This is a genomic window from Paenibacillus sp. JJ1683, from assembly GCF_053006485.1.
Genome location: NZ_CM129820.1, coordinates 895121 through 915572 on the forward strand (window position 1 = coordinate 895121; position 20452 = coordinate 915572).

Below are 20452 nucleotides of genomic sequence, written 5' to 3' on the forward strand. Positions count from 1 at the left end.
TATAGTTCATATAACAACGATTATATAATATCTTTAAATTAGCAAATTCTTAAAATGCAACAGAAGGGAGGCTTGATGAGCTTGCGAAATCATCAGAGCTTGAAAGCCAATATGACCGGATATGCGTTTATCAGCCCGTTTATTGTGGGCTTTCTGGCATTTACGTTAATTCCAATGTTTATTTCGCTGTATCTGTCCTTTACGAGCTACAATCTGTTCACCCCGCCCAAATGGATTGGTCTGGGTAACTTCGAAAAAATGTTCACAGGTGATCCGAAATATTGGAATTCGATCAGGGTCACATTTACGTATGTATTGGTCGGTGTACCGTTGCGACTGATTTTCGCGTTGTTTGTGGCGATGATTTTGAATACCAAGTCACGCATGGTAGGCACCTATCGGACGATGTATTATCTGCCTTCTATTATCGGGGGTAGCGTTGCAGTGTCCATCATGTGGCGCAATATTTTCAGTAATGAGGGCATTGTTAACAGCTTGCTTTCGGCCTTGGGGGCAACCCCAGTGAAATGGTTTGGTGATCCGAATGCTTCGCTCATGATGCTGATCACCTTGTCTGTATGGCAATTTGGTTCATCCATGCTTATTTTTCTGGCAGGGCTGAAAAACATTCCGCTTGAAATGTACGAGGCATCCAGTGTAGATGGCGCTACGCCAGTACGAAAATTTTTCAGTATTACGCTGCCACTGCTGAGTCCGATTATTTTATTTAACTTGATTATGCAGACGATCAGTGCGTTTATGACCTTCGTCCCAGCCTATGTTATCTCCAAGGGTGAGGGTGGTCCAATGGATGGAACGATGCTGCATTCACTGTATCTGTTCCGGCAGGCGTTTATGTTCAGCAATATGGGATATGCGGCAGCTATGGCCTGGGTCATGCTCATTATGATTGCGATACTGACAGCGATTTTATTTATGACATCCAAGTTCTGGGTGTTCTATGAAACGGAAAAGGGGCGCTGATACCAATGGCATGGAAAACGTTCAAATGGCCAATTTATCACATTCTGGTTGCTGCACTGGCGCTCCTAATGCTGTATCCCGTGTTCTGGATGCTGTTCAGCTCTTTTAAAGAAAGTCGGACGATATTCGTCACGGCCTCCTCACTTTTCCCTACAGAATGGATTTGGCAAAACTATGTAACAGGCTGGAAAGGCACGACTGGTTATAACTTTGGCACATATATTCTGAATTCGCTCACGATCGTAGTGATTTCCACGATTGGTGCTGTGCTTTCCTCCTCATTGATCGCATTTGGCTTCGCACGTTTGAAATTCAAAGGGCGTAACTTGTGGTTTGCTCTGATGATGGTGACGCTGATGCTGCCGGGGGATGTAGTGCTGGTACCGCAATATATTATTTTCACCAAGCTTGGATGGATCAATACGATCTTACCGTTGGTGGTGCCATCCTTTTTCGGGATGCCGTTCTTCATCTTTCTGATGGTGCAGTTTATACGGACGATTCCAGCAGAGCTGGATGAAGCGGCGACGATTGACGGATGCGGCAAGTTCCGGTTGTATTTTCGAATTATTTTACCCTTGCTCAAATCCTCGCTGGCTACGGCGGCAATCTTCTCTTTCTACTGGAAGTGGGAGGATTTGTTAGGCCCGGTACTGTATCTGAACTCGCCAGAAAAATATACCGTATCGATTGCACTCAAAATGTTCCTCGACAGCGAGTCAGCCTCCAACTGGGGAGGAATGTTCGCGATGTCCATCCTAAGCCTGCTGCCTGTCATCGCTGTATTCTTCGCTTTCCAAAAGCAAATCGTAGAAGGAATGAGCACGAGTGGCCTGAAGGGCTAAGACCTAAAAAATGCATAGCGTGAGGATATAAAGCTCGCGCATAGAAATGGGCTGCATCTGGATATGCATACGATGAATGATGAGGTCTTTAGGGTGATGGCTGAGGGGTGAGTAAAATGTGGAAGTTTGACTTTGGTCCGGGGAACCTGCGGAGGGCTACAAGGCCGTATCCCCGGATTGCATGTATACGGCTGAGCAAGGCTATGGCTTCGAGACTACGGAGCATGTGTATGGCCGACAAAGGCAGAATCCAGCCAAGGATGCACATACACGGCTGCGAAGCAGCTTTTGTATTCCACTGAACGCTTCGTTTGTTGCAGATGTACCGGACGGAATAGTTTTGGTCACCGTATTGCTTGGCGATCCACTGGCGGAAACGATCACGCGGCTCCGGGCTGGTGAGGGCAAGCATATGCTGCCTCCCGTCCACACGTTGCCAGGCCAGTTCACCGAGGCAATGTTTACGGTGCCTATCCGGGATGGTAAACTGCGCCTCATCGTATCTGGCACTGCACCGAGACTCAATGCGCTGGAGATTGTGCCAGCACCACAGAATCTCCGGCTATTCCTAGCCGGAGATTCCACGGTTACGGATCAAGGGATGTCCGGCTATCCGTACACAGGCTGGGGACAGGCTTTGCCGGCCCTGTTCAAGCATGATGTGTGCGTGGATAATCACGCTGTATCGGGGCGAAGCTCCAAGAGCTTCGTGGACGAGGGACGGTTGAACGTTATTTTGGAGGAAATGAAGACAGGAGACTTCCTGTTCGTCCAGTTCGGTCATAATGATCAGAAGCCCGATCTGGAGCGGGCCACGGAGCCTTTTACGACCTACAAGGAGCATCTGCGTCTGTATGTCGACGGAGCGAGAAGCAAGGGCGGAACCCCGGTGCTGATTACGCCTGTACATCGTCGCTATTTTAACGTGGACGGTACGTTGTCCGACACACATGGCGACTATATAACGGCGGTTCGCGAGCTGGCGGAAGAAGCGAACGTGCCGCTTATTGATCTGTCTGCCCGCACGCAGGAGTTATATGAAGAGCTGGGCCCCGAAGACAGCAAGGAGCTTTTTATGTGGCTGCTGCCTGGGGAATACATGAACTTTTCCGGCGGTCTGGAGGACAATACGCATTTTCATGAGAACGGTGCGGTCCGGATTGCAAATATGGTGACGGCGGCTGTGAAGGAACTGAATTTGCAACCGCTGCGCATGTACTTACGTTGACGGATGACCTTTTTTGGAGCAGATGGCAAGGAGGGCAACTAACGTGAAGCTTACCAAAGGAGGAGACGTGGAAATGCCCGCATTGAGTTTTGATGAAGAACAGATTAAACAGGTGATTGACCGGGTAGTGGAACGCACGTTTCAAATGCACTATAGCTGGGATTGGCCTGGCGGAGTAGCCTTTTATGGAGTATGCGAAGCCTATGAAGCGACAGGCAATGAACAGTATTTGATCAAGCTGAAAGAATGGGTTGACGAAAATATTGAGGATGGACTTCCACCTCTGTCGGTAAACGGCGTTTCCGTTGGGCATTGTTTGTTGACACTACATCAGGCTACAGGTGAGCAAAAATACCTGGATATCGCTATCGAGATGGCAGAATTTTTGACGAAAAAAGCTGAGCGGTTTGCCGACGGCATTTTCCAGCATACCGTGAATTCACTACATGATGTATTTCCGCAGCAAGCATGGGTGGATACGATGTTTATGGCCGGTTATTATTTGCTGCGGATCGGTCATTTGCTAGGTAACAAGACATATTGGGAGGATGGAATTCGGCAATATCACGGGCATGAAGAATTTTTGCAGGACCCGGATACGAATTTGTATTACCATGGCTGGGATCATGCGAACCAAAGCCGCATGTCGGGCGTATACTGGGCGCGCGGCAATTCATGGGCAGCACTCACGATGGCCAAGGCGCTGAAATGTGTCGAGGTGCAGCATCCATCCTACATGATCATTGACGGCTCACTGCGTGACCAACTCAATGCACTGGTGCGGCTGCAATCCCCAGAAGGATTGTGGCATACGGTGCTGAACGATGATACCTCTTATCTGGAAACCTCTGGTTCGGCAGGAATTGCGACTGCTTTGCTTATGCAGGGCCGATTGTTTAACAAATACACGCAAAAGGCGATTGACGGTATCCTTTCCCGTATTAAAGAGGACGGCACAGTGACTGGCGTATCCGCTGGAACTGCTGTAATGAACGATATAGATGGCTACCGAAACGTACCCTACAAACGCATTCAGGGGTGGGGTCAGGGCTTGGCGCTTGCTTTTCTGGCTGAACTGCTGCGTACCCAGGAGAATCCGTACGGGTAGAAAAGAGGCATAGAGATGTAAAAGTATTCATAGCTGAAAGGAGGCCATTGGCATGGGAGATACTGAACGGTCACAGGAAAAGGCGGCTAATCAGCCGCGGGGAAGCTTATTCTGGGTCATTCCCGACGGGTATATTCCACCGGAAAGCCGAGGAGAGCTGCTCAGTCATGAAAGTATATGTGTGCTGAACTGTGGAAACTGTGCGGCAAAGCTGAGCATAGACATTTATTTTGAAGACCGCGAGCCGTTGGAGGGAATGATCGAGGTGGTGGAAGGAAGACGAACCCGCCATATCCGAACAGCCTCGCTGGAAAAGTCCGGCGAACGGATTCCGACAGGTGTTCCTTACGCAATTACGGTCACTAGCGATGTGCCTATCATTGTACAATATAGTAGACTGGACACCACACAGCCGGAGCTGGCATTAATGAGTGTCATGGCGTACCCGGTATAGTCCGACGAAGACAAAGAAGATAAAAAAAGAAATCTCCAGGCTGGAATTGCCCAGCTTGGAGATTTCTTTTTTAAGACAAGATTTGTGCCTGCTCTTAGTCCATTATTGCGATTTTGCCGAAGTTGTTTTGATCGGCGCGAAGCTTTTTCGTCCTCCGAAATTGGTGCCCACTACACCGATAATAATCACCACAGCACCAATAATGTGATAGTAGGCAAGCTGCTCTTTCAAAATGTAAGCACCGGCAATCATGGAGATAAGGGTGGATAAATTACCGATCACACTCATTTTGGAGGCTTCGATCCACTTCAAGGCAAAGCTCGATAACAGCGAGGTGACGAGGGTAGACAGTATGCCCAGATAAGCCAGTGCTAGCCAATAATCTGGCTTTACCAGCGGCGCGGTATAGGCGCTCATAGAGCCGTCTATGGCATGATACCCCAAGGCCGCCAGGTTAAAAACGATACATCCTAAAATGGAGGTAACGTAGGTCAACTCCATCGGACTGTACTTTTGCGTTAATGGACGAGCCAGCACGTTATAGCCAGATAGGCATATAGCAGAGAGCACGAGCAGAACAATACCGCCAAAGCTATTGGAAGCTAGCGGTGCTCCGCTCTTCATCACAAATATAAAAACCACACCAAAGACAGAGAGTAGTAAGGAAATCTTTTGAAGCACTGTTGTGCGCTCTTTAAGAAAATAGGAGGCTAACAGAAGTGTAAAGATAGGAACAGTAGCTTGAATAATTCCACCTTCCGATGAAGAAGTGCTCATCAGCCCGAACGCTTGCAAGGGGAAGAACAGTAACGGTGAAAGCAGCGCCAATGGCAAGATACGCAGCACATCACGCCACTTGATATTGATTTTAATCCAACCCAGCAGCACTGGAATGGTCAAAGCAATCAATGACAACGCGAAGCGGTGGGCGATCACATCCAGTGGGCTTGCCTCCGTCACTGTCAGTTTTACAAATAAAAATGAGAAGCCAAGTATAGCTGCATAGCTGAGAGCTGCCAGATAGGCGACCCCATTTCTGGAACGACTGTGCATAATAAACCTCCGTAATCATGATCTCAACTTGTGGTTCTCTCAATATAACCGGATGGCATAACCAGATACAATTCATAAATTTCACAACTGTACGGGTACAGTTGTGAAATGAAAAAGAGCTGGAACGCAGCCCCAGACGTCGGATACCCGTCTCTAAGACTACTTTCAGCTCTCATCCTATTCATATATTATCGCTTACTGCTCTGCTTATTTACCTTGTGACATCGCACGGAACGAATCGTCCGCTGCTTCCAGCGTGGCATCCACGTCTTCGTCCGTATGCGCTGTTGTGAGGAACCAAGCTTCGAACTTGGATGGTGCCAGATGGATACCACGATTCAGCATGTGACGGAAGAAGGATGCGAACGCTTCGCTATCCGTGTCCTGCGCCTGTGCATAGTTCGTGATCGGATGATCGCAGAAATGCGTTGAGAACGCTCCGCGAATGCGGTTGATCGTCAATGGCACGCCGTAGCGATCAGCGGAAGACTGAATACCGTCCGTCAGTCTCACAGCCAGACGCTCCATCTCTTCATACACGCCTTCTCCTTGAAGAACTTCAAGACAGGCGATGCCTGACGAGATCGAAGCCGGGTTGCCCGCCATTGTACCTGCCTGATAGGCTGGGCCGAGTGGGGCAACCTGCTCCATGATCTGCTTGCTGCCGCCGTAGGCACCAATCGGCAGACCACCGCCCATGATTTTGCCCAGCGCGGTCAAATCCGGCTGAATCGCATCATGATTGTCGAGACCTGCATACGTTTGGGTTGAGCCGTAGTGGAAGCGGAAGGCGGTAATGACCTCGTCATAAATGACAAGGGAGCCGTTCACCCGCGCCATCGAGCACAGCCCTTCCAGATAGCCTGGCTGTGGCATCACCATGCCGAAATTACCGACAATCGGCTCCACCATAACTGCCGCCACATCGTCGCTCCAGCGCTCCAAAGCTTGGCGCAATGCGTCAAGGTCGTTGAAGGGCACAGTAATGACCTCGCTCGCAATGTTGGTTGTAATACCTGCGCTGTCAGGTATGCCTAGTGTGGAAGGGCCAGAGCCTGCGGCTACAAGTACCAGATCCGAGTGACCGTGGTAGCAGCCGGCAAATTTGATGATCTTGTTCCGCCCCGTATAGGCTCGTGCCACACGAATTGTCGTCATGACCGCCTCTGTGCCGGAATTCACAAACCGGACTTTATCCATAGAAGGAATAGCCTCTTTCAGCATCTTGGCCAGTTTGATTTCCAATGCCGTCGAGGTTCCGTACAATACGCCATTCGCAGCCGCTTCGCTGATAGCCTTGGTAATATGGGGGTGAGCATGTCCGGTAATAATAGGACCGTAGGCCGCCAAATAATCGATATACCGATTATCATCCTCATCCCAGAAATGAGCACCTTGGGCGCGTTTCATGAATACTGGAGCGCCACCGCCCACAGCTTTAAAGGAGCGTGAAGGGCTGTTAACGCCCCCGACAATATGCTCCAGGGCTTCTTTATATAGTGCTTCGGAGTTTTCCCGTTTCATCATCAAAACTTCCTTTCCGTTCATTAAAATAGGGTATACACACGCCAAAGGGCAGCGCTCACGGCTGCCCCTGCATACATCATTATAGCTCTTTTTGTCCTGTCTTTGTTGTTGATTGTGTGGAAGCATCCTCAGTACTGGTTTTATTGCCTCCTGTAAAGGAAGCTTTATCCGTCTTGGAGGACGATGCACTATCCGGCTGTTTCGTTTCGTTCTGATCCTTATTTTGTTCCTGTGTTTGTGTAGGAGGATTATTAAATATATCCTGTACATAAGATTTCAGTTCTTCCGGATCACGGACGGTAAGAACTGCCGCGCCGCCCACATTTTCTTCGCCAAGCAGCTTCATCGGTGGAACCTGTTCGCTGCCTGCAAAGCTGCTTTGGTACCCCACATTCGCCAGCTTCCACATATCGTTAACACTGAGATTCGTATCAATGTACGGGTTAACCTGCTCTAAAATGCTTGGCAGATTAGCAATGGAAGTCGTGGTCTGCATTTTCTGGGCTACAGCCTCCAAAAATGCCCGTTGCCGTCCGGAACGGGAGAAGTCGGACATGGCATCGTGGCGGAATCGCACATATTGAAGCGCCGTCTTGCCGTCCAGATGCTGCATACCCTTTTTCAAATCAATATCGTATTCATGCTTATCCGCATTACTTGTATAATGCATATCTTTTTCCACTTCAAAATCAATGCCGCCTACAGCGTCCACTAGTTTAATAAAGCCTTGGAAATCCGTATACACATAATATTGCACTGGAATGCCCAATAGATCGCCAGCCGTCTTCATGGCCGTATTGGGTCCGTGGGTAATGGCGGTGTTGATCCGATTTTTTCCGTAGCCGGGAATATCCACGTACGTATCACGCAAAATAGAGAACAGGTGCATTTTTTTCTTCACAGGGTCCAGCGATACAACCATCATGCTGTCCGATCGGGGGACTTCCCCTTTCTGGATGCCACGACCATCGACACCCATCAGCAAAATGTTGACCATATCGGTACCTTCCCACTTGGGCGGTTCTGGTGTACGAACCTGATCGACCTGCTTTACATTTTTGAAGGGGGAGTTAGCACCCTCTTTATGCAGATTATCCAGCTGATTATAAATGGATGTAAAATAGTACACGGCAAAGCCGACAATCGCGACGATTACCACGGCTAGAACCGACCATATCGTCCTTTTGGTTCTGCTTGTCATGGATGCTCTCCCTTTCGCTTTTCAGTTCATTACATTATAATTTCTTTTTGGAGCACAATCAATTTAACTATGGATTTTACAAATCCTGATTGAGAGGTATAACATGCTGGCAATTGATGTGCAGGATCTGCGCAAAACATTTAAGGTTCAAAAAAACCGCGAGGGCTTAAAAGGTGCCTTCCTTGATTTATTCGCCCGCGAATACAACGAGGTGGCTGCGGTCAAAGATATATCCTTCCGTATTCCGCAAGGGGAAATATGCGGTTATATTGGTGAGAACGGGGCCGGAAAGTCCACCACGATTAAGATGTTGACAGGTATTCTCGTGCCAACATCGGGACATCTCAAGGTGGGGGGCTATGTCCCTTATGAGGATCGCGAGAAGTTTGTAGGTAACATAGGCGTTGTTTTTGGTCAGCGCAGCCAGCTTTGGTGGGACATCGGCGTGATCGAGTCTTTTCAACTGCTGCGCAAAGTATATCAGGTTCCGGCTATGGACTTCAAACGTAGGCTGGATGAGCTGGTAGAAAGGCTGCAATTGCAGGATTTGCTAAGCCGCCCGGTGCGCAAACTTAGTCTTGGACAACGGATGCGTTGTGAACTGGTAGCTGCTTTGCTGCACAATCCGTCGATTGTTTTTCTGGACGAGCCGACCATTGGGCTTGATATCATGGTGAAGTCCGAAATTCGTGAGTTTTTGAAGGACATGAACCGGGAACACGGGACTACTATTTTGCTGACGACCCATGATTTACAGGATATTGAGGCGCTGTGCTCGCGCGTCATTATGTTGGATGATGGGAATATCATTTATGATGGTGGACTGGATGACCTCAAGGCTCGTTGGGGGACAGGTCGGGAAGTACGGTTCCAATTTGGTACGACGACTGTGCTGGAGCAATTGCAGGCATGGACAGCCGATATGCCATTGACGTGGACTATGGATAACGATTTGGCTGCCAAGGTGTGGATTCCTCTTCATATTAATGTATCGGATGTGCTGGCTAGCGTAGTTGGCCGCACGGACATTACGGATATCAAAATCATTGAAACCAACACGGATGATATCGTTCGCAGTATCTATCAGTCTGGCTCGGCAGAACGCCAAGGCAATCCGCTAGTGGAGGCCAAAGTTCATGCTTAGCGTATATACCGATTTTATTCGTATCCGGTTTCTCACGATGCTTGCTTATCGTGTGAACTATTATTCGGGCATACTTATTTATTCCATGAATATCGGCGTGTATTATTTCACATACAAAGCGATCTATGGCGATGCGGGTAGTATTGGAGGCTTTACTGCTGCTCAGATGACGACCTATGTAGCCGTATCGTGGATGGCGAGAGCCTTTTATTTTAACAATCTGGATCGCGAAATATCGACAGATATTCGTGATGGAAGCATTGCTATTCAGATGATCCGACCTTATAACTATGTACTTGTTAAGTTTATGCAGGGACTCGGTGAGGGGATGTTTCGCTTCCTCCTATTTATGATTCCAGGTATGGCGATTGCGATGCTGCTGTTTCCCGTGAAGCTGCCTAGTGATCCGGTAGCCTGGATCGGTTTTCTGGTCATGCTGTTTTTCAGCTTTCTGATCAACACTCAGATTAATATTATTACGGGATTGACGGCCTTTTTTATCGAAAATAATGAGGGCATGATGCGCATGAAGCGCGTAGTCGTAGACCTGTTTTCAGGGTTGATTTTGCCAATTAGCTTGTTTCCGGGCTGGCTGGCAACAATTTCCCAATGGATGCCTTTTCAGGCAATTACTTATTTGCCGGGCTCTGTATTTACGGGACGTGTAAAAGGCGTTGGCATATGGAATGTGCTGGGTATCCAAATCATTTGGCTGGTCGTTCTGCTCGTGCCGATGATCATCATTTGGCGGCTGGCGCGCAGACGTCTGTTCGTGCAGGGAGGGTAAGCCGATGATGTACTATTTGGGTCTCATTAGCGAATATTTGAAAAATTACATGAAGTCACGGCTCACCTATCGTGCCGATTTTTGGGTAGAAGTCATTTCGGATCTGCTCTTTCAGGCCACGAATCTTATTTTTATTTTAGTTATATTTATGCATACAGACAGCTTGGGTGGCTGGAGTGAAAATGAGGTCGTGTTCGTTTATGGATTTTTTATGGTTCCTTACGGACTGTTTAGTTGTTTCGTTAATCTTTGGAACTTTAGCGAGCGTTATATTGTAAAAGGTGAACTCGACCGAGTAATGACCCGTCCTGCGTATAATCTGTTCCAGATTTTCCTTGAAAATGTGGACCCACCCGCGCTGGTTGGCTCAGTGATTGGTCTGATTATTATGGGGATCAGCGGCGCACAGATGGATTTGGCTATGGAGTGGTGGTTTATACCAGCGTTGATCGTTTTGAGTTTAAGTGCCGTGGCGATCTATACGGGTATATACACCATATTGACTTCTCTTTCATTCTTTTCGGATGCGCCCACAGGAATTATCCCGCTCATGTACAATATTCAGGGTTACGGACGTTATCCGGTAACGATCTATAACCGTGCCATTCAGGTTGTGCTGACCTGGATACTGCCTTTTGCTTTTGTGGGCGTATATCCGGCTTCCCTGTTCCTTCAACGAGAGGACATGCGCCATATGGCGCTCTTAACTCCTGTGATGGGAATTGTTTTTCTGACACTGGGCTTACTGGCCTGGAACTGGGGGATTCGGCGTTACCGGGGGGCTGGCTCATAAGGACGGATGATATAAGAACCCCTACAAGATAGGAGATGATAAGATGTCCACGACATTGACCGTTATTGGACAAGCGGCACCGGACTTTGAATTGCCTGGGAGTGAGGGAAAGAGTGTCAAGCTCTCGGATTATCGAGGCAGTAGGGTATTGTTGTACTTTTATCCCAAGGATTTGACCTCTAGCTGCTCGACCCAGGCTTGCGATTTTCGGGATAAACATGCGGAGTTTAAAGGCTTGAACACCGTGATTCTCGGCATAAGCCCCGATCCACTCAAGCAGCATGACAAGTTTATTGCCAAGTATGGCCTACCTTTTCTGCTGTTATCTGATGAAGAGCATCAGGTGGCTGAAACGTATGGTGTATGGCAGCAAAAACAGATGTACGGCAAGCAGTACATGGGTATTGTTCGTTCTACGTTCCTTATTGATGAGAATGGCATTTTAGTTCATGAATGGCGTGGTTTAAGGGTAAAAGGACATATTGATGCCGCGCTGGCATACATTCAGGATATGGCATAAATTAAAAAAACCTTTTGGAATCGGGTTATGCTTTTTAAGCATCGGTTTCAAAAGGTTTTTTATTCATTTTTGGATGTATTTTGCCGATGTTTCCACTTTTGCCGACAGAGGTAAACAATCCACAAAAGAAGCGGAATGATCAAGCCGTTCGTATAATGCCAGGCAGCCATGGGATAAACAAGAGTTCTTACATAATAAAACACATTGGGGGTTATCAAAATGGTCATACCAAACACAATCGCTCCTGCGGGTATGACGAATGGACGACTATTAGAAATCCGGAACAACTGGGGTGTTCCAAAAGTGAAGGCGTAGAAGAAAAGAACTCCCTTGAAATAGGCAGCCAGTGCCCAGGTTAAAGCAACAAGCGATTCAACGCGTGTAATATAATTCAGTTCATTAATTTTTGTCGTGAGTACAGAAGAAATGTATGGACTGTAATGGGTCACAAAGGGTCCAATCACAAGCAGGGAGAGCAGCAGAAATAGGCTAATCACGATTCCGCCTATAAGGGAAGCGAGCAATATGTCCTTTTTAAAATGGGCTTTTTTGTTTACATAAGGAAAAACCATAAGCATAATAGACATTCCGGCAAAAGGCATTGCCGCGCCTGGAACCATTCCTTGAGCAATAGGAGCCAATCCATTTTCCAAAACAGGCCGTACATTGAAAAGCTGAACTTGTGGCAGGAGTGCAAGGAACAGACCAGAGAAAATTAATATATATGCTGGTAATAGCATCTCGCTAACACGACCGAAAGCTTCAATTCCGGCTAGCGCAGTAAGCACCATTAAGGCTATTCCCATAGCGAGCAGAACACGCAGAGGGGTTTGTACAAATAATTGTGTAGTCAGAAAATCGCCTACCTCTCTCGCAATAAGAGCGGTGTTCATTAAAAAATAAAACAGATACCAGCAGGAGACAACGGTTCCGAACACGGGCCCCAAAATTTTGCGAATCGCTTCAATAAGTGTAAGGTTCGGGTAGAGCTCATGAACACGAATAAGCACGTAAATTATGATTAAGCCCAGCGGAATGGACAGCATGGAGCTGATCCAGGCATCCTGATGAGCAATATGTGTAATCATAGTCGGATAGAATAAGAGCATATCCCCGATTAAACTCATAAACATCAGGACAGTCACTTGCCGAACGCTAATACGTGTTTTTTTTGACATGTGGCTGTCTCCTTTCTAAAAACCAAATACATGTGACACAAAAGCGTTAACAGGGTTGTAGATGATTTCAATCAGTACCAGCGGGCTTGGCGTAACCTCTGACTTGGCGGCAAGGACACTAAGCCATGTGCCTATTCCGAGCATAATGATGTACACGAACATATCTTTAAAGCGATGTTTTCGATACAAGCCTGGCAAATCTTTGGCAGCAATGGCTAGACCGATACAGATAATAACAGTGGTGATTAGCACGGTGAAGGCTCCTTTCGTTAAAGGGTGTGGATCAACTGGGTTCCAGGCTGTGGCGGCCTTTCGATCTTAACTTGTATACGATAAGCAGCAGCGAAGGAAGGACAATAGAATCCGTCAAATCCCAATAAATCCAGGCGTTGACGATCGTATCCAGATAGTAAGTAATATTAGGCGCCGACACGATAATCAGACCAAACAGGATCATGAAGCTAGGACCAAGAAAGGTCCGAACATTATTTAATCGCAGTAGTTGAGTCATTCCTAAGGTAAAGGCATAGAAGTGTAAAATGGTTTTAACAAAAGTAGTGATAATCCAGGCAGTACTCATCATGGATTCAATTCTCTGCAGGAAATTCCCTATGTTGATCTTTTTAGATAGCGTATAAGAGGTATACACACTATGTTCGGTTACAAAAGGGCCCAGAACCATGAGAGAAACCAGGAGGAGTACGCTTAACAGAATACTGGCCGTAAGTCCAGATAGTAAAACAGATTTTTTTAGACCCGGTTTTTTGCTCACATAGGGAAAAATCATCAGTAAAAAAGCTAGTTCACCGAATGGGTAGGAGAGCGCAAATAGGCTGCCCTCCATAATTTTAGGAATACCTTGTTCCATAATAGGCTTAAGCTGCTGACTGTCACATTGGGGAAGCAAGCACAGTATTAAAAACAAAGCGAAAGCCAAGCATAATGGAAATAAGATTTGAGCCGTACGCGCAATTGGTTCCAATCCCATATACATCCCCCACATCAGCACAAGGATGAAGAGTAAATTAATAACAGGAAGAGGTGTCATTACATAGGTCTGGCTGTTCATAAAATCTCCGACTTCTCTTAAATAAATCGCTGAATTCATCATTAAATGGAACAAATACCATATGGAGATGAGGGCGCCTAGCCACGGACCCAAAATTCGCTGGCAGAGCTGCACAAAGGTGAGATCAGGATACAGCTGATGTACCCGCAGGAGTAGCAGTAGTACAGCCAGTCCTGCAGGGATGCTAAGTAATGAGCTGATCCAGGCATCCTGCTTGGATATGCTAGTAATGAGGGAGGGATACACCAATACACAGTCTCCGATAATACTCAAAAAAACGAGTACGGCTATATTTGTAATGCTGATACGCCCTTTCTCCTCCACCAAGCTCACTCCTTCATTTCTTTTTGGAACGATTCAAACAAGGAACCAATTTTTTTGATCGTAGTCTTTGCCTTATATTCAATTTGTAAGTCCATAAATGGATTTTCTTTTTCTTCTTTTAGTCGTTTCCAAAGCTCAGGTTTGGACTGGTGGATCAGCTGACCAAAACCGAAAATGTCTGACTTAAACTCACGTCGAACAGTCTCTACGGAATGCTTCATAATTTCAACAATTTTTTCATTGCTTGCGGCCTCAATTTCTTTAATATCAGCCATACTGCTTAACTTCATATGCTTACAGTTGACCTCTCGTACTGTGCTGTCGTTGGTAACGGATATGGAGATAACAGGTTCTCCATCGCGAATGATCACTTTTTTTTGGGTGTTGCTTCTTAAGGTTAATAAGGCGATATTACCTCCTCCCTGACAATCGGTGTGCCCCGTTGTAGACTCCACTTTATCCCTGATGTAACTGAGCCCTTTACTGTCAAAGTCATTGATCCATCCCAGCAACCGGTCTTTTTTGAATACACCATTACCTGAAAACCGCAATATGGTTTCAGGCGATATGCTTTTGGTGGCATCCATACCTTTTTCATTGGTCGATTCTATATCTCCCACAGCTTCCAATGCGGGCAGAGTGGACTGGATGTCGGGATTAACCAGATCGCTAAGAAGTTGATCCATGGTTACTTTGGTAGCAGGAGCCCAGGTTTTGGTTAAGGTATCTAACGAAGCAAATAATTTATTTGCCGGCAATTTTTCCATTGGAGTGGGGATCTTTAACATCGTAGAAGCCTTGTTATTCTTGGCTATCGCAATATAAAAGTCACTTCTTGTAAAAGGCTCTCGCATCATGGCTTCAATCGCATCAGCAATTCCCCTTCTCGCATACTCCTCACCTAAAATCAGCATACGAATATGAGATAAATAAATGGAGCGCGGACTTGTATTCGTCATTTTTTCAATGGCCTCTTGAATCGTGGGTGCAGTGGCCTGATAAGTAACGACTGGAGGGCCTGCACTTGGTGATGATTTGGAAGCTACAGCAGAAGGAATGACCACCTGAGCGGTTACCTGATACTGGTCTCCTTCCATATCCACACCGATCCCAATAGCGATGCCCAGCTCATTTAATTCTTGGCGATCCCAGCAACCACCTAACAGTAATGCAATCAGGCCCCAGACGAAGAACAAATGTATGGTCTGCTTCATGGCTGATCCCTTCTGGTTTTTGATTTATTACCGATCCGTCTTTTTTTCGTTTTTTGGCGAATCGTATTTTGGATAGAGATGGATTGAGGCCGTGTCTTCATGCGAGGCCAAGGTAGGCGAAACAGCGTATCTTTCAAATCACTTTCCACATAGGGACCGAACGGGCTCATATAAGATACTCCGAAGGATCGCAGACTGGTCAAATGCAGTAAAAGTACGATTACCCCCATCAATATTCCAAGAAGCCCGAAGGCTGCGGCTAGCATCATTAAAGCAAAGCGGGCAATACGAACCGCAATGGAAAGACCGTTTTCCGGAATAACATAGCTGGAGATCGCTGTAATGGACACAACAATAACCATAGCCGCCGAGACCACTCCTGCATCCACGGCTGCTTGTCCAATGACCAGTGTACCTACGATGGATACGGCCTGCCCGACAGTCTTGGGAATTCGAACTCCTGCTTCACGCAAAATTTCATAAGTTATTTCCATGAGCATCGCCTCGACAAAAGCCGGAAACGGTACGCCTTCCCTTTGGGCAGCGAGACTGACCAATAAGTTTGTAGGAATCATCTCTTGATGAAAGGTAGTTACCGCAATATAAACTGCTGGCGCAAGCATAGCGATAAAAAAGGAAAAGAAACGCAGCAAACGCAACAACGTGCTGATATCAGCACGCTGGTAATAATCCTCTGGTGATTGGAAAAATTGCACAAACAGTGCAGGAATCAACAGAACAAAGGGTGTCCCGTCCACCAAGATAGCAATTCGGCCCTCCAGCAGGCTGGCAGCGACTGAATCCGGACGCTCGCTGTTATAAATGGTGGGGAACAGGGTGAAGGTTTCATCCTGAATTTCCTCCTCGATGTAACCCCCTTCCAGAATTCCGTCAATATCAATTCGGTCCAAACGTTCTCTCAGTTCCTGAATAACTCCTTCGTCAGCGATGCCTTTGACATACATTACGGCCACATTGGTGTGGGTGACTTGCCCGATCTGTCTTGTTTCCATCCACAGGCGCGGATCGCGGATTCGCCTACGAATTAGAGCGGTATTGGTTCGTAAATTTTCGGTAAAAGCCTCCATTGGACCCCGTACGACACTTTGGGATTGGGGCTCGCTAACACTGCGATCCTCCCAACCGACCGCATCAATCCATATGCCCTTTGCGTATCCGTCCAGCAAAATGATAATACTGCCGGATAACATTTGATTGAATAGGGCGTCCATTTCATCCACACTACCTGAGTTACCTGCAATCAAAACTTGATTCTTCAAATAGTCGAATGGTTCTGCGCCCTCCGGTACATGATGTTCATTTACTCGCATCAATGAACGGAGAACCGAATCATGGAGCAATTGAGTGTTAACCAGACCATCGATATAAAAAAGAGCTGCTGGCCATTTTTGCATCCATAATAGCTCTTTAATGATTACATCTCCGCTGTTTCCAAAGGAGCTATCGATATGATTTACATTATCTTTCAAGTTAGAGGATACATGAGTAAGTGGACAACTTTTATTCTGATTTGGCATACGTAAAATCCTCCGATATTGGAGTTTGTTGGCTTAGTATGCTCTGAATATATGAATTTATGCCTTGACGGCTGCAAAGTAATCTGATGATTAGTGATAAATGGTTAATTATATTTTTGTTTAATTTATGGAGTCTGTCGTATTAGAACTGATTAGAATGGTAGATTGGCAGTATAGGGAGTTATTCGCTGCAGATAACATTAATGGAATTGGGGGGGCGTTTCTCCGTATCGCTTTGTTGGGTTTTAATATAACGGCTTATGGGTTCGGGATTTAGCGTAGGTGCTTACTGTTTAGTGGGTGATTCCTTTTTTGGTCCTGTCATCTGCGGAGAGTCTGCTTATTACTCGCATATTTGGAGACATTATTAATTCAGGAGACCCCATTGTATTTACAGGGTCCATTGTTGGGTATGCTGACGACGTAGAACCAAGGTATGATCGGAATGTCTATGTTTGGAGCAGGGGTAGCTCGAATCATGAGCCGCGAATGTGGGCTCGGCTGAAGGAGTTTAACTATTCCGTGTCATCCTTGTGGCTGGTTTTTACTGATTTTTTGGATTTGTATAGCGATCCAAACAGGAAGCTTCTCCATCGATATATAAAATACAGCAGGATTACGAATCCAACCGCTGCTGCGATTCGTAGTGCGTACAGCTCTACCAAATGGAAAATGGCATCCCATTGCGGGCCAAACAGCTTGCCGATGCTTAGAAAGAGGACGACCCAGAATAAAGCACCGCTGTAAGCATACAGGACAAATTTACGGAAAGAAAGAGCTATAATTCCAGCAAAATAGCCAGTAAAATGCCTGACACCTGGGATGAAATATCCAAGGAAAATAAGCCAGTATCCATAACGTTGAAACCATTTTTGTGTTTTCTGTAGCTTGTCCGGCGATAACAAAACCCATTTGCCGTATTTCTGAATAAAGGGAAGTCCAGCCCATTTTCCAATAAAGTAGGTAATGGTCATACCGATGGTTGTGCCCAAAAAAGCTAACAGCACCAGCTTGCTGAAATCCAGAGTACCGGCATAGGAGAGATATCCCGCATAAGCCATTGTGGTTTCCCCGGGAAAAGGCAAGGCAATAAACTCCAGCAGCAAGCCGAAAAAAAGGACGCCGTATCCATATTCTTCGAACAATTGCGCAATCCATTTCAGCACATCCATCGTGTACACTCCTACGGGCAGATTAAGTAATTTAGAATCAATTTATTTTATCAATCTTTTCATGACCACTCAACTATGGTTGATTTCTTGACGTGTTGTTTTATCGTTGCGTATAATGAAACGAACAATTGAGGGAGGCACGGTAATGAATAAGCCTAATGAAATCGTTGTAGTTCTCGATTTTGGAGGACAATACAACCAGTTAATTGCAAGAAGAATTCGGGATCTCGGCGTATATAGCGAGCTCCTTCCATACAATACGCCTGCGGAGAAGCTGAGAGAGCTGGCGCCGAAAGGGATTGTTTTCTCAGGCGGACCTTCCAGCGTATATACAGACAATGCTCCTCAGGTGGATCGGGCAATTTATGATCTTGGCATCCCTATCTTTGGTATTTGTTATGGTATGCAGTTGATGGCTCATCAACTGGACGGTAAGGTAGAACGTGCGGGCAAGCGTGAATATGGCAAAGCAGACGTGCAATTCAATGAGGATGCCCGTTTGACTAAAGGGCTGGATTCTCGTCAAACGGTATGGATGAGCCATGGCGATCACGTTACAGATCTGCCAACTGGCTTTACACTGGATGCGGGAACAGAGAGTGCTCCGATTGCTGCGATGAGTAACCTGGAGCGGAATCTGTATGCGGTACAATTCCATCCAGAGGTGCGTCATTCTGTTCAAGGTAATGAGATGATTAGCAACTTCCTGTATGAAGTGTGTGGTTGTGAAGGCAACTGGACCATGGAATCGTTCATTGAAGAGCAAATCCGTGAAATCCGCCAGCAAGTAGGCGACAAGAAAGTACTGTGCGCTTTAAGTGGCGGCGTGGATTCTTCCGTCGTAGCCATGCTTATTCACAGAGCGATCGGCGACCAACTGACATGTATGTTCATTGATCACGGACTGCTGCGCAAAGGTGAAGCCGAAAGTGTAATGGAGACGTTCGTTGGTAAATTTGATATGAAAGTTGTCAAAATTGATGCACGTGAGCGTTTCCTGTCCAAACTGGCAGGAGTGGATGATCCAGAACAAAAACGTAAAATCATCGGTAACGAGTTTATTTACGTCTTTGAAGAAGAATCCGCTAAATTCGATGATTTTGACTTCCTGGCACAAGGCACGTTGTACACAGATATTGTAGAGAGCGGAACAGCAACGGCGCAAACCATCAAATCGCACCATAACGTGGGCGGTTTACCGGAAGACATGAAGTTCAAACTGATCGAGCCACTGAATGCTTTGTTCAAGGATGAAGTGCGTAAAGTCGGTGAAGAATGTGGACTTCCGGCCGAAATTGTATGGCGTCAGCCATTCCCAGGTCCGGGTCTTGCCATCCGTGTATTGGGCGAAGTGACAGAGGACAAGCTCAAGATTGTCCGTGATTCTGACTTTATTTTGCGCGAGGAGATTGCCAAAGCGGGTCTGGATCGGGAGATTTGGCAATACTTCACCGCTCTGCCGAATATGAAGAGTGTTGGCGTTATGGGCGATGCCCGTACGTATTCCTACACTGTAGGTATTCGCGCAGTAACGTCGATCGACGGTATGACCGCCGACTGGGCACGTATCCCTTGGGACGTGTTGGAGAAAATCTCCGTTCGTATTGTCAACGAAGTGGACAACGTCAATCGTATCGTGTACGACGTAACTTCCAAACCACCAGCAACAATCGAGTGGGAATAATCAATCGACACTCCGTACACTGAAAACCGTTGATTTTATGCCGTTTAGGTAAAACTCATATGACTTTCCGAGACCAAAATTCTTTTGAATTGTCTCCAAGATTGTCGCCAAAAACTCTCACCGAATGATTGTCGGTGGGAGTTTTTATCTAGGCTTTAGCCGGTTGAGTGCGTGAAAAGCGCGAAACATAAAACCACCTGCTATTGAAGTGATCCCTTAAAGATAGACATTATCTAACTATTGAAGGTGCAGTTCATTGGACGGGTGGTTCTGATTATGGCTGAAAATGTAGACAGATTGGAGACATGTGATTGCAGGAGAAGGATCTACTGAAGTATCGTATACAGATGACAAAAATACAAGTCGAATCTAGTCGCGACACATGTGGCGTCGGTCATATTGATGGTTCGTAAACGAGATGTGGCAAGTTCGCTTAACTTATCGATGTGAGTTCGATAATGAGTAAATCTGAAGGGGGAGTGCAAGATGCACTACCTCTTTTTCTCGGCATCAAATCCCATATATGCATTTTCCATAACGAAATATCCACATCGAGCTCTCATTGTAGTACACTAGTCGTATAATAGAGATCTTATGTCTTAATTTAATTACTCCCAATATATTTGGTC

18 protein-coding genes and 1 pseudogene are annotated in these 20452 nt (G+C 46.4%); 10 read left to right on the forward strand and 9 right to left on the reverse strand.

Annotated elements, in window-relative coordinates; genetic code table 11:
* Window positions 1–75 precede the first annotated feature (75 nt).
* The 5 genes and pseudogenes from ACUC6J_RS04015 to ACUC6J_RS04035 all read left to right on the forward strand — a co-directional run bounded on the left by ACUC6J_RS04015 (window position 76) and on the right by ACUC6J_RS04035 (window position 4619).
* Complete coding sequence (locus ACUC6J_RS04015; protein ID WP_016819319.1) at window positions 76–984, forward strand: carbohydrate ABC transporter permease; 909 nt, start codon at window positions 76–78, stop codon at window positions 982–984.
* Between the two features lie 5 nt (window positions 985–989).
* On the forward strand, window positions 990–1829 hold the full coding sequence (locus ACUC6J_RS04020) for a carbohydrate ABC transporter permease (protein ID WP_013369435.1): 840 nt from the start codon (window positions 990–992) through the stop codon (window positions 1827–1829).
* A 116-nt stretch (window positions 1830–1945) separates the two neighbouring features.
* Window positions 1946–3057: pseudogene (locus ACUC6J_RS04025) on the forward strand (rhamnogalacturonan acetylesterase).
* 73 nt (window positions 3058–3130) lie between these two features.
* Window positions 3131–4165, forward strand: coding sequence for a glycoside hydrolase family 88/105 protein (locus ACUC6J_RS04030; RefSeq protein WP_090891551.1), 1035 nt, complete (start codon window positions 3131–3133; stop codon window positions 4163–4165).
* 52 nt (window positions 4166–4217) lie between these two features.
* Window positions 4218–4619: a sensory rhodopsin transducer gene (locus ACUC6J_RS04035; RefSeq protein WP_044788128.1), complete on the forward strand. Its 402-nt coding sequence runs from the start codon at window positions 4218–4220 to the stop codon at window positions 4617–4619.
* Between the two features lie 102 nt (window positions 4620–4721).
* Here ACUC6J_RS04035 and ACUC6J_RS04040 read toward each other — a convergent pair whose 3' ends face one another.
* The 3 genes from ACUC6J_RS04040 to ACUC6J_RS04050 form a co-directional block, all read right to left on the reverse strand.
* Complete coding sequence (locus ACUC6J_RS04040) at window positions 4722–5672, reverse strand: DMT family transporter (RefSeq protein WP_025364030.1); 951 nt, start codon at window positions 5670–5672, stop codon at window positions 4722–4724.
* 207 nt (window positions 5673–5879) lie between these two features.
* Entirely contained in the window at window positions 5880–7196 is a 1317-nt protein-coding gene (locus tag ACUC6J_RS04045) for a glutamate-1-semialdehyde 2,1-aminomutase (RefSeq protein WP_447250282.1), read from the reverse strand.
* 82 nt (window positions 7197–7278) lie between these two features.
* A complete protein-coding gene (locus ACUC6J_RS04050) occupies window positions 7279–8400 on the reverse strand; it encodes an LCP family protein (protein WP_044788127.1) in 1122 nt (373 codons plus the stop codon).
* 103 nt (window positions 8401–8503) lie between these two features.
* On the opposite strand from ACUC6J_RS04050, the gene ACUC6J_RS04055 reads away from it, so the two are divergent.
* From ACUC6J_RS04055 to bcp, 4 genes are read left to right on the forward strand one after another with little or no spacing between them, the layout of a single operon-like run.
* A complete protein-coding gene (locus ACUC6J_RS04055) occupies window positions 8504–9544 on the forward strand; it encodes an ABC transporter ATP-binding protein (protein WP_016819312.1) in 1041 nt (346 codons plus the stop codon).
* The gene (locus ACUC6J_RS04060; RefSeq protein WP_016819311.1) at window positions 9537–10331 is read left to right on the forward strand and encodes an ABC transporter permease; all 795 of its coding nucleotides are present in this window, start codon (window positions 9537–9539) and stop codon (window positions 10329–10331) included. Before ACUC6J_RS04055 ends, ACUC6J_RS04060 begins: the two co-directional genes overlap by 8 nt.
* Window positions 10332–10335: 4 nt before the next feature.
* Window positions 10336–11124 (forward strand): ABC transporter permease, encoded by a 789-nt coding sequence (locus ACUC6J_RS04065; RefSeq protein WP_019686156.1) that lies wholly within the window; start codon window positions 10336–10338, stop codon window positions 11122–11124.
* A gap of 43 nt (window positions 11125–11167) precedes the next feature.
* The gene (bcp, locus tag ACUC6J_RS04070; protein WP_447249790.1) at window positions 11168–11644 is read left to right on the forward strand and encodes a thioredoxin-dependent thiol peroxidase; all 477 of its coding nucleotides are present in this window, start codon (window positions 11168–11170) and stop codon (window positions 11642–11644) included.
* A 59-nt stretch (window positions 11645–11703) separates the two neighbouring features.
* Here bcp and ACUC6J_RS04075 read toward each other — a convergent pair whose 3' ends face one another.
* The 6 genes from ACUC6J_RS04075 to ACUC6J_RS04100 all read right to left on the reverse strand — a co-directional run bounded on the left by ACUC6J_RS04075 (window position 11704) and on the right by ACUC6J_RS04100 (window position 18139).
* Window positions 11704–12822 (reverse strand): GerAB/ArcD/ProY family transporter, encoded by a 1119-nt coding sequence (locus ACUC6J_RS04075; protein ID WP_447249791.1) that lies wholly within the window; start codon window positions 12820–12822, stop codon window positions 11704–11706.
* A gap of 15 nt (window positions 12823–12837) precedes the next feature.
* A complete protein-coding gene (locus ACUC6J_RS04080) occupies window positions 12838–13074 on the reverse strand; it encodes a hypothetical protein (RefSeq protein ID WP_016819308.1) in 237 nt (78 codons plus the stop codon).
* 31 nt (window positions 13075–13105) lie between these two features.
* Complete coding sequence (locus ACUC6J_RS04085; protein WP_025364036.1) at window positions 13106–14215, reverse strand: GerAB/ArcD/ProY family transporter; 1110 nt, start codon at window positions 14213–14215, stop codon at window positions 13106–13108.
* Window positions 14216–14220: 5 nt separating this feature from the next.
* Window positions 14221–15429 (reverse strand): Ger(x)C family spore germination protein, encoded by a 1209-nt coding sequence (locus ACUC6J_RS04090; protein WP_025364037.1) that lies wholly within the window; start codon window positions 15427–15429, stop codon window positions 14221–14223.
* Window positions 15426–16967 carry a spore germination protein gene (locus ACUC6J_RS04095; RefSeq protein WP_447249792.1) on the reverse strand — a complete coding sequence of 514 codons (1542 nt, stop codon included), beginning with the start codon at window positions 16965–16967 and terminating at the stop codon, window positions 15426–15428. Before ACUC6J_RS04095 ends, ACUC6J_RS04090 begins: the two co-directional genes overlap by 4 nt.
* 515 nt (window positions 16968–17482) lie before the next feature.
* Window positions 17483–18139, reverse strand: a complete 657-nt coding sequence (locus tag ACUC6J_RS04100) for a DedA family protein (RefSeq protein ID WP_016819304.1) — start codon at window positions 18137–18139, stop codon at window positions 17483–17485.
* A gap of 145 nt (window positions 18140–18284) precedes the next feature.
* Here ACUC6J_RS04100 and guaA point away from each other — a divergent pair, with 145 nt between their 5' ends.
* A complete protein-coding gene (gene guaA / locus ACUC6J_RS04105) occupies window positions 18285–19823 on the forward strand; it encodes a glutamine-hydrolyzing GMP synthase (RefSeq protein ID WP_017428420.1) in 1539 nt (512 codons plus the stop codon).
* The last annotated feature ends 629 nt before the right edge of the window (window positions 19824–20452 follow it).

Bases quoted from the DNA above. Each gene is read 5' to 3' on its own strand.
- ACUC6J_RS04020 (WP_013369435.1), top strand. From the start codon at position 990: ATGGCATGGAAAACGTTCAAATGGCCAATTTATCACATTCTGGTTGCT.
- ACUC6J_RS04030 (WP_090891551.1), top strand. From the start codon at position 3,131: ATGCCCGCATTGAGTTTTGATGAAGAACAGATTAAACAGGTGATTGAC.
- ACUC6J_RS04100 (WP_016819304.1), bottom strand. From the start codon at position 18,139: ATGGATGTGCTGAAATGGATTGCGCAATTGTTCGAAGAATATGGATAC.
- ACUC6J_RS04040 (WP_025364030.1), bottom strand. From the start codon at position 5,672: ATGCACAGTCGTTCCAGAAATGGGGTCGCCTATCTGGCAGCTCTCAGC.
- ACUC6J_RS04035 (WP_044788128.1), top strand. From the start codon at position 4,218: ATGGGAGATACTGAACGGTCACAGGAAAAGGCGGCTAATCAGCCGCGG.
- ACUC6J_RS04015 (WP_016819319.1), top strand. From the start codon at position 76: ATGAGCTTGCGAAATCATCAGAGCTTGAAAGCCAATATGACCGGATAT.
- ACUC6J_RS04095 (WP_447249792.1), bottom strand. From the start codon at position 16,967: ATGCCAAATCAGAATAAAAGTTGTCCACTTACTCATGTATCCTCTAAC.
- ACUC6J_RS04090 (WP_025364037.1), bottom strand. From the start codon at position 15,429: ATGAAGCAGACCATACATTTGTTCTTCGTCTGGGGCCTGATTGCATTA.
- ACUC6J_RS04055 (WP_016819312.1), top strand. From the start codon at position 8,504: ATGCTGGCAATTGATGTGCAGGATCTGCGCAAAACATTTAAGGTTCAA.
- ACUC6J_RS04060 (WP_016819311.1), top strand. From the start codon at position 9,537: ATGCTTAGCGTATATACCGATTTTATTCGTATCCGGTTTCTCACGATG.
- bcp (WP_447249790.1), top strand. From the start codon at position 11,168: ATGTCCACGACATTGACCGTTATTGGACAAGCGGCACCGGACTTTGAA.
- ACUC6J_RS04045 (WP_447250282.1), bottom strand. From the start codon at position 7,196: ATGAAACGGGAAAACTCCGAAGCACTATATAAAGAAGCCCTGGAGCAT.
- guaA (WP_017428420.1), top strand. From the start codon at position 18,285: ATGAATAAGCCTAATGAAATCGTTGTAGTTCTCGATTTTGGAGGACAA.
- ACUC6J_RS04065 (WP_019686156.1), top strand. From the start codon at position 10,336: ATGATGTACTATTTGGGTCTCATTAGCGAATATTTGAAAAATTACATG.
- ACUC6J_RS04050 (WP_044788127.1), bottom strand. From the start codon at position 8,400: ATGACAAGCAGAACCAAAAGGACGATATGGTCGGTTCTAGCCGTGGTA.
- ACUC6J_RS04075 (WP_447249791.1), bottom strand. From the start codon at position 12,822: ATGTCAAAAAAAACACGTATTAGCGTTCGGCAAGTGACTGTCCTGATG.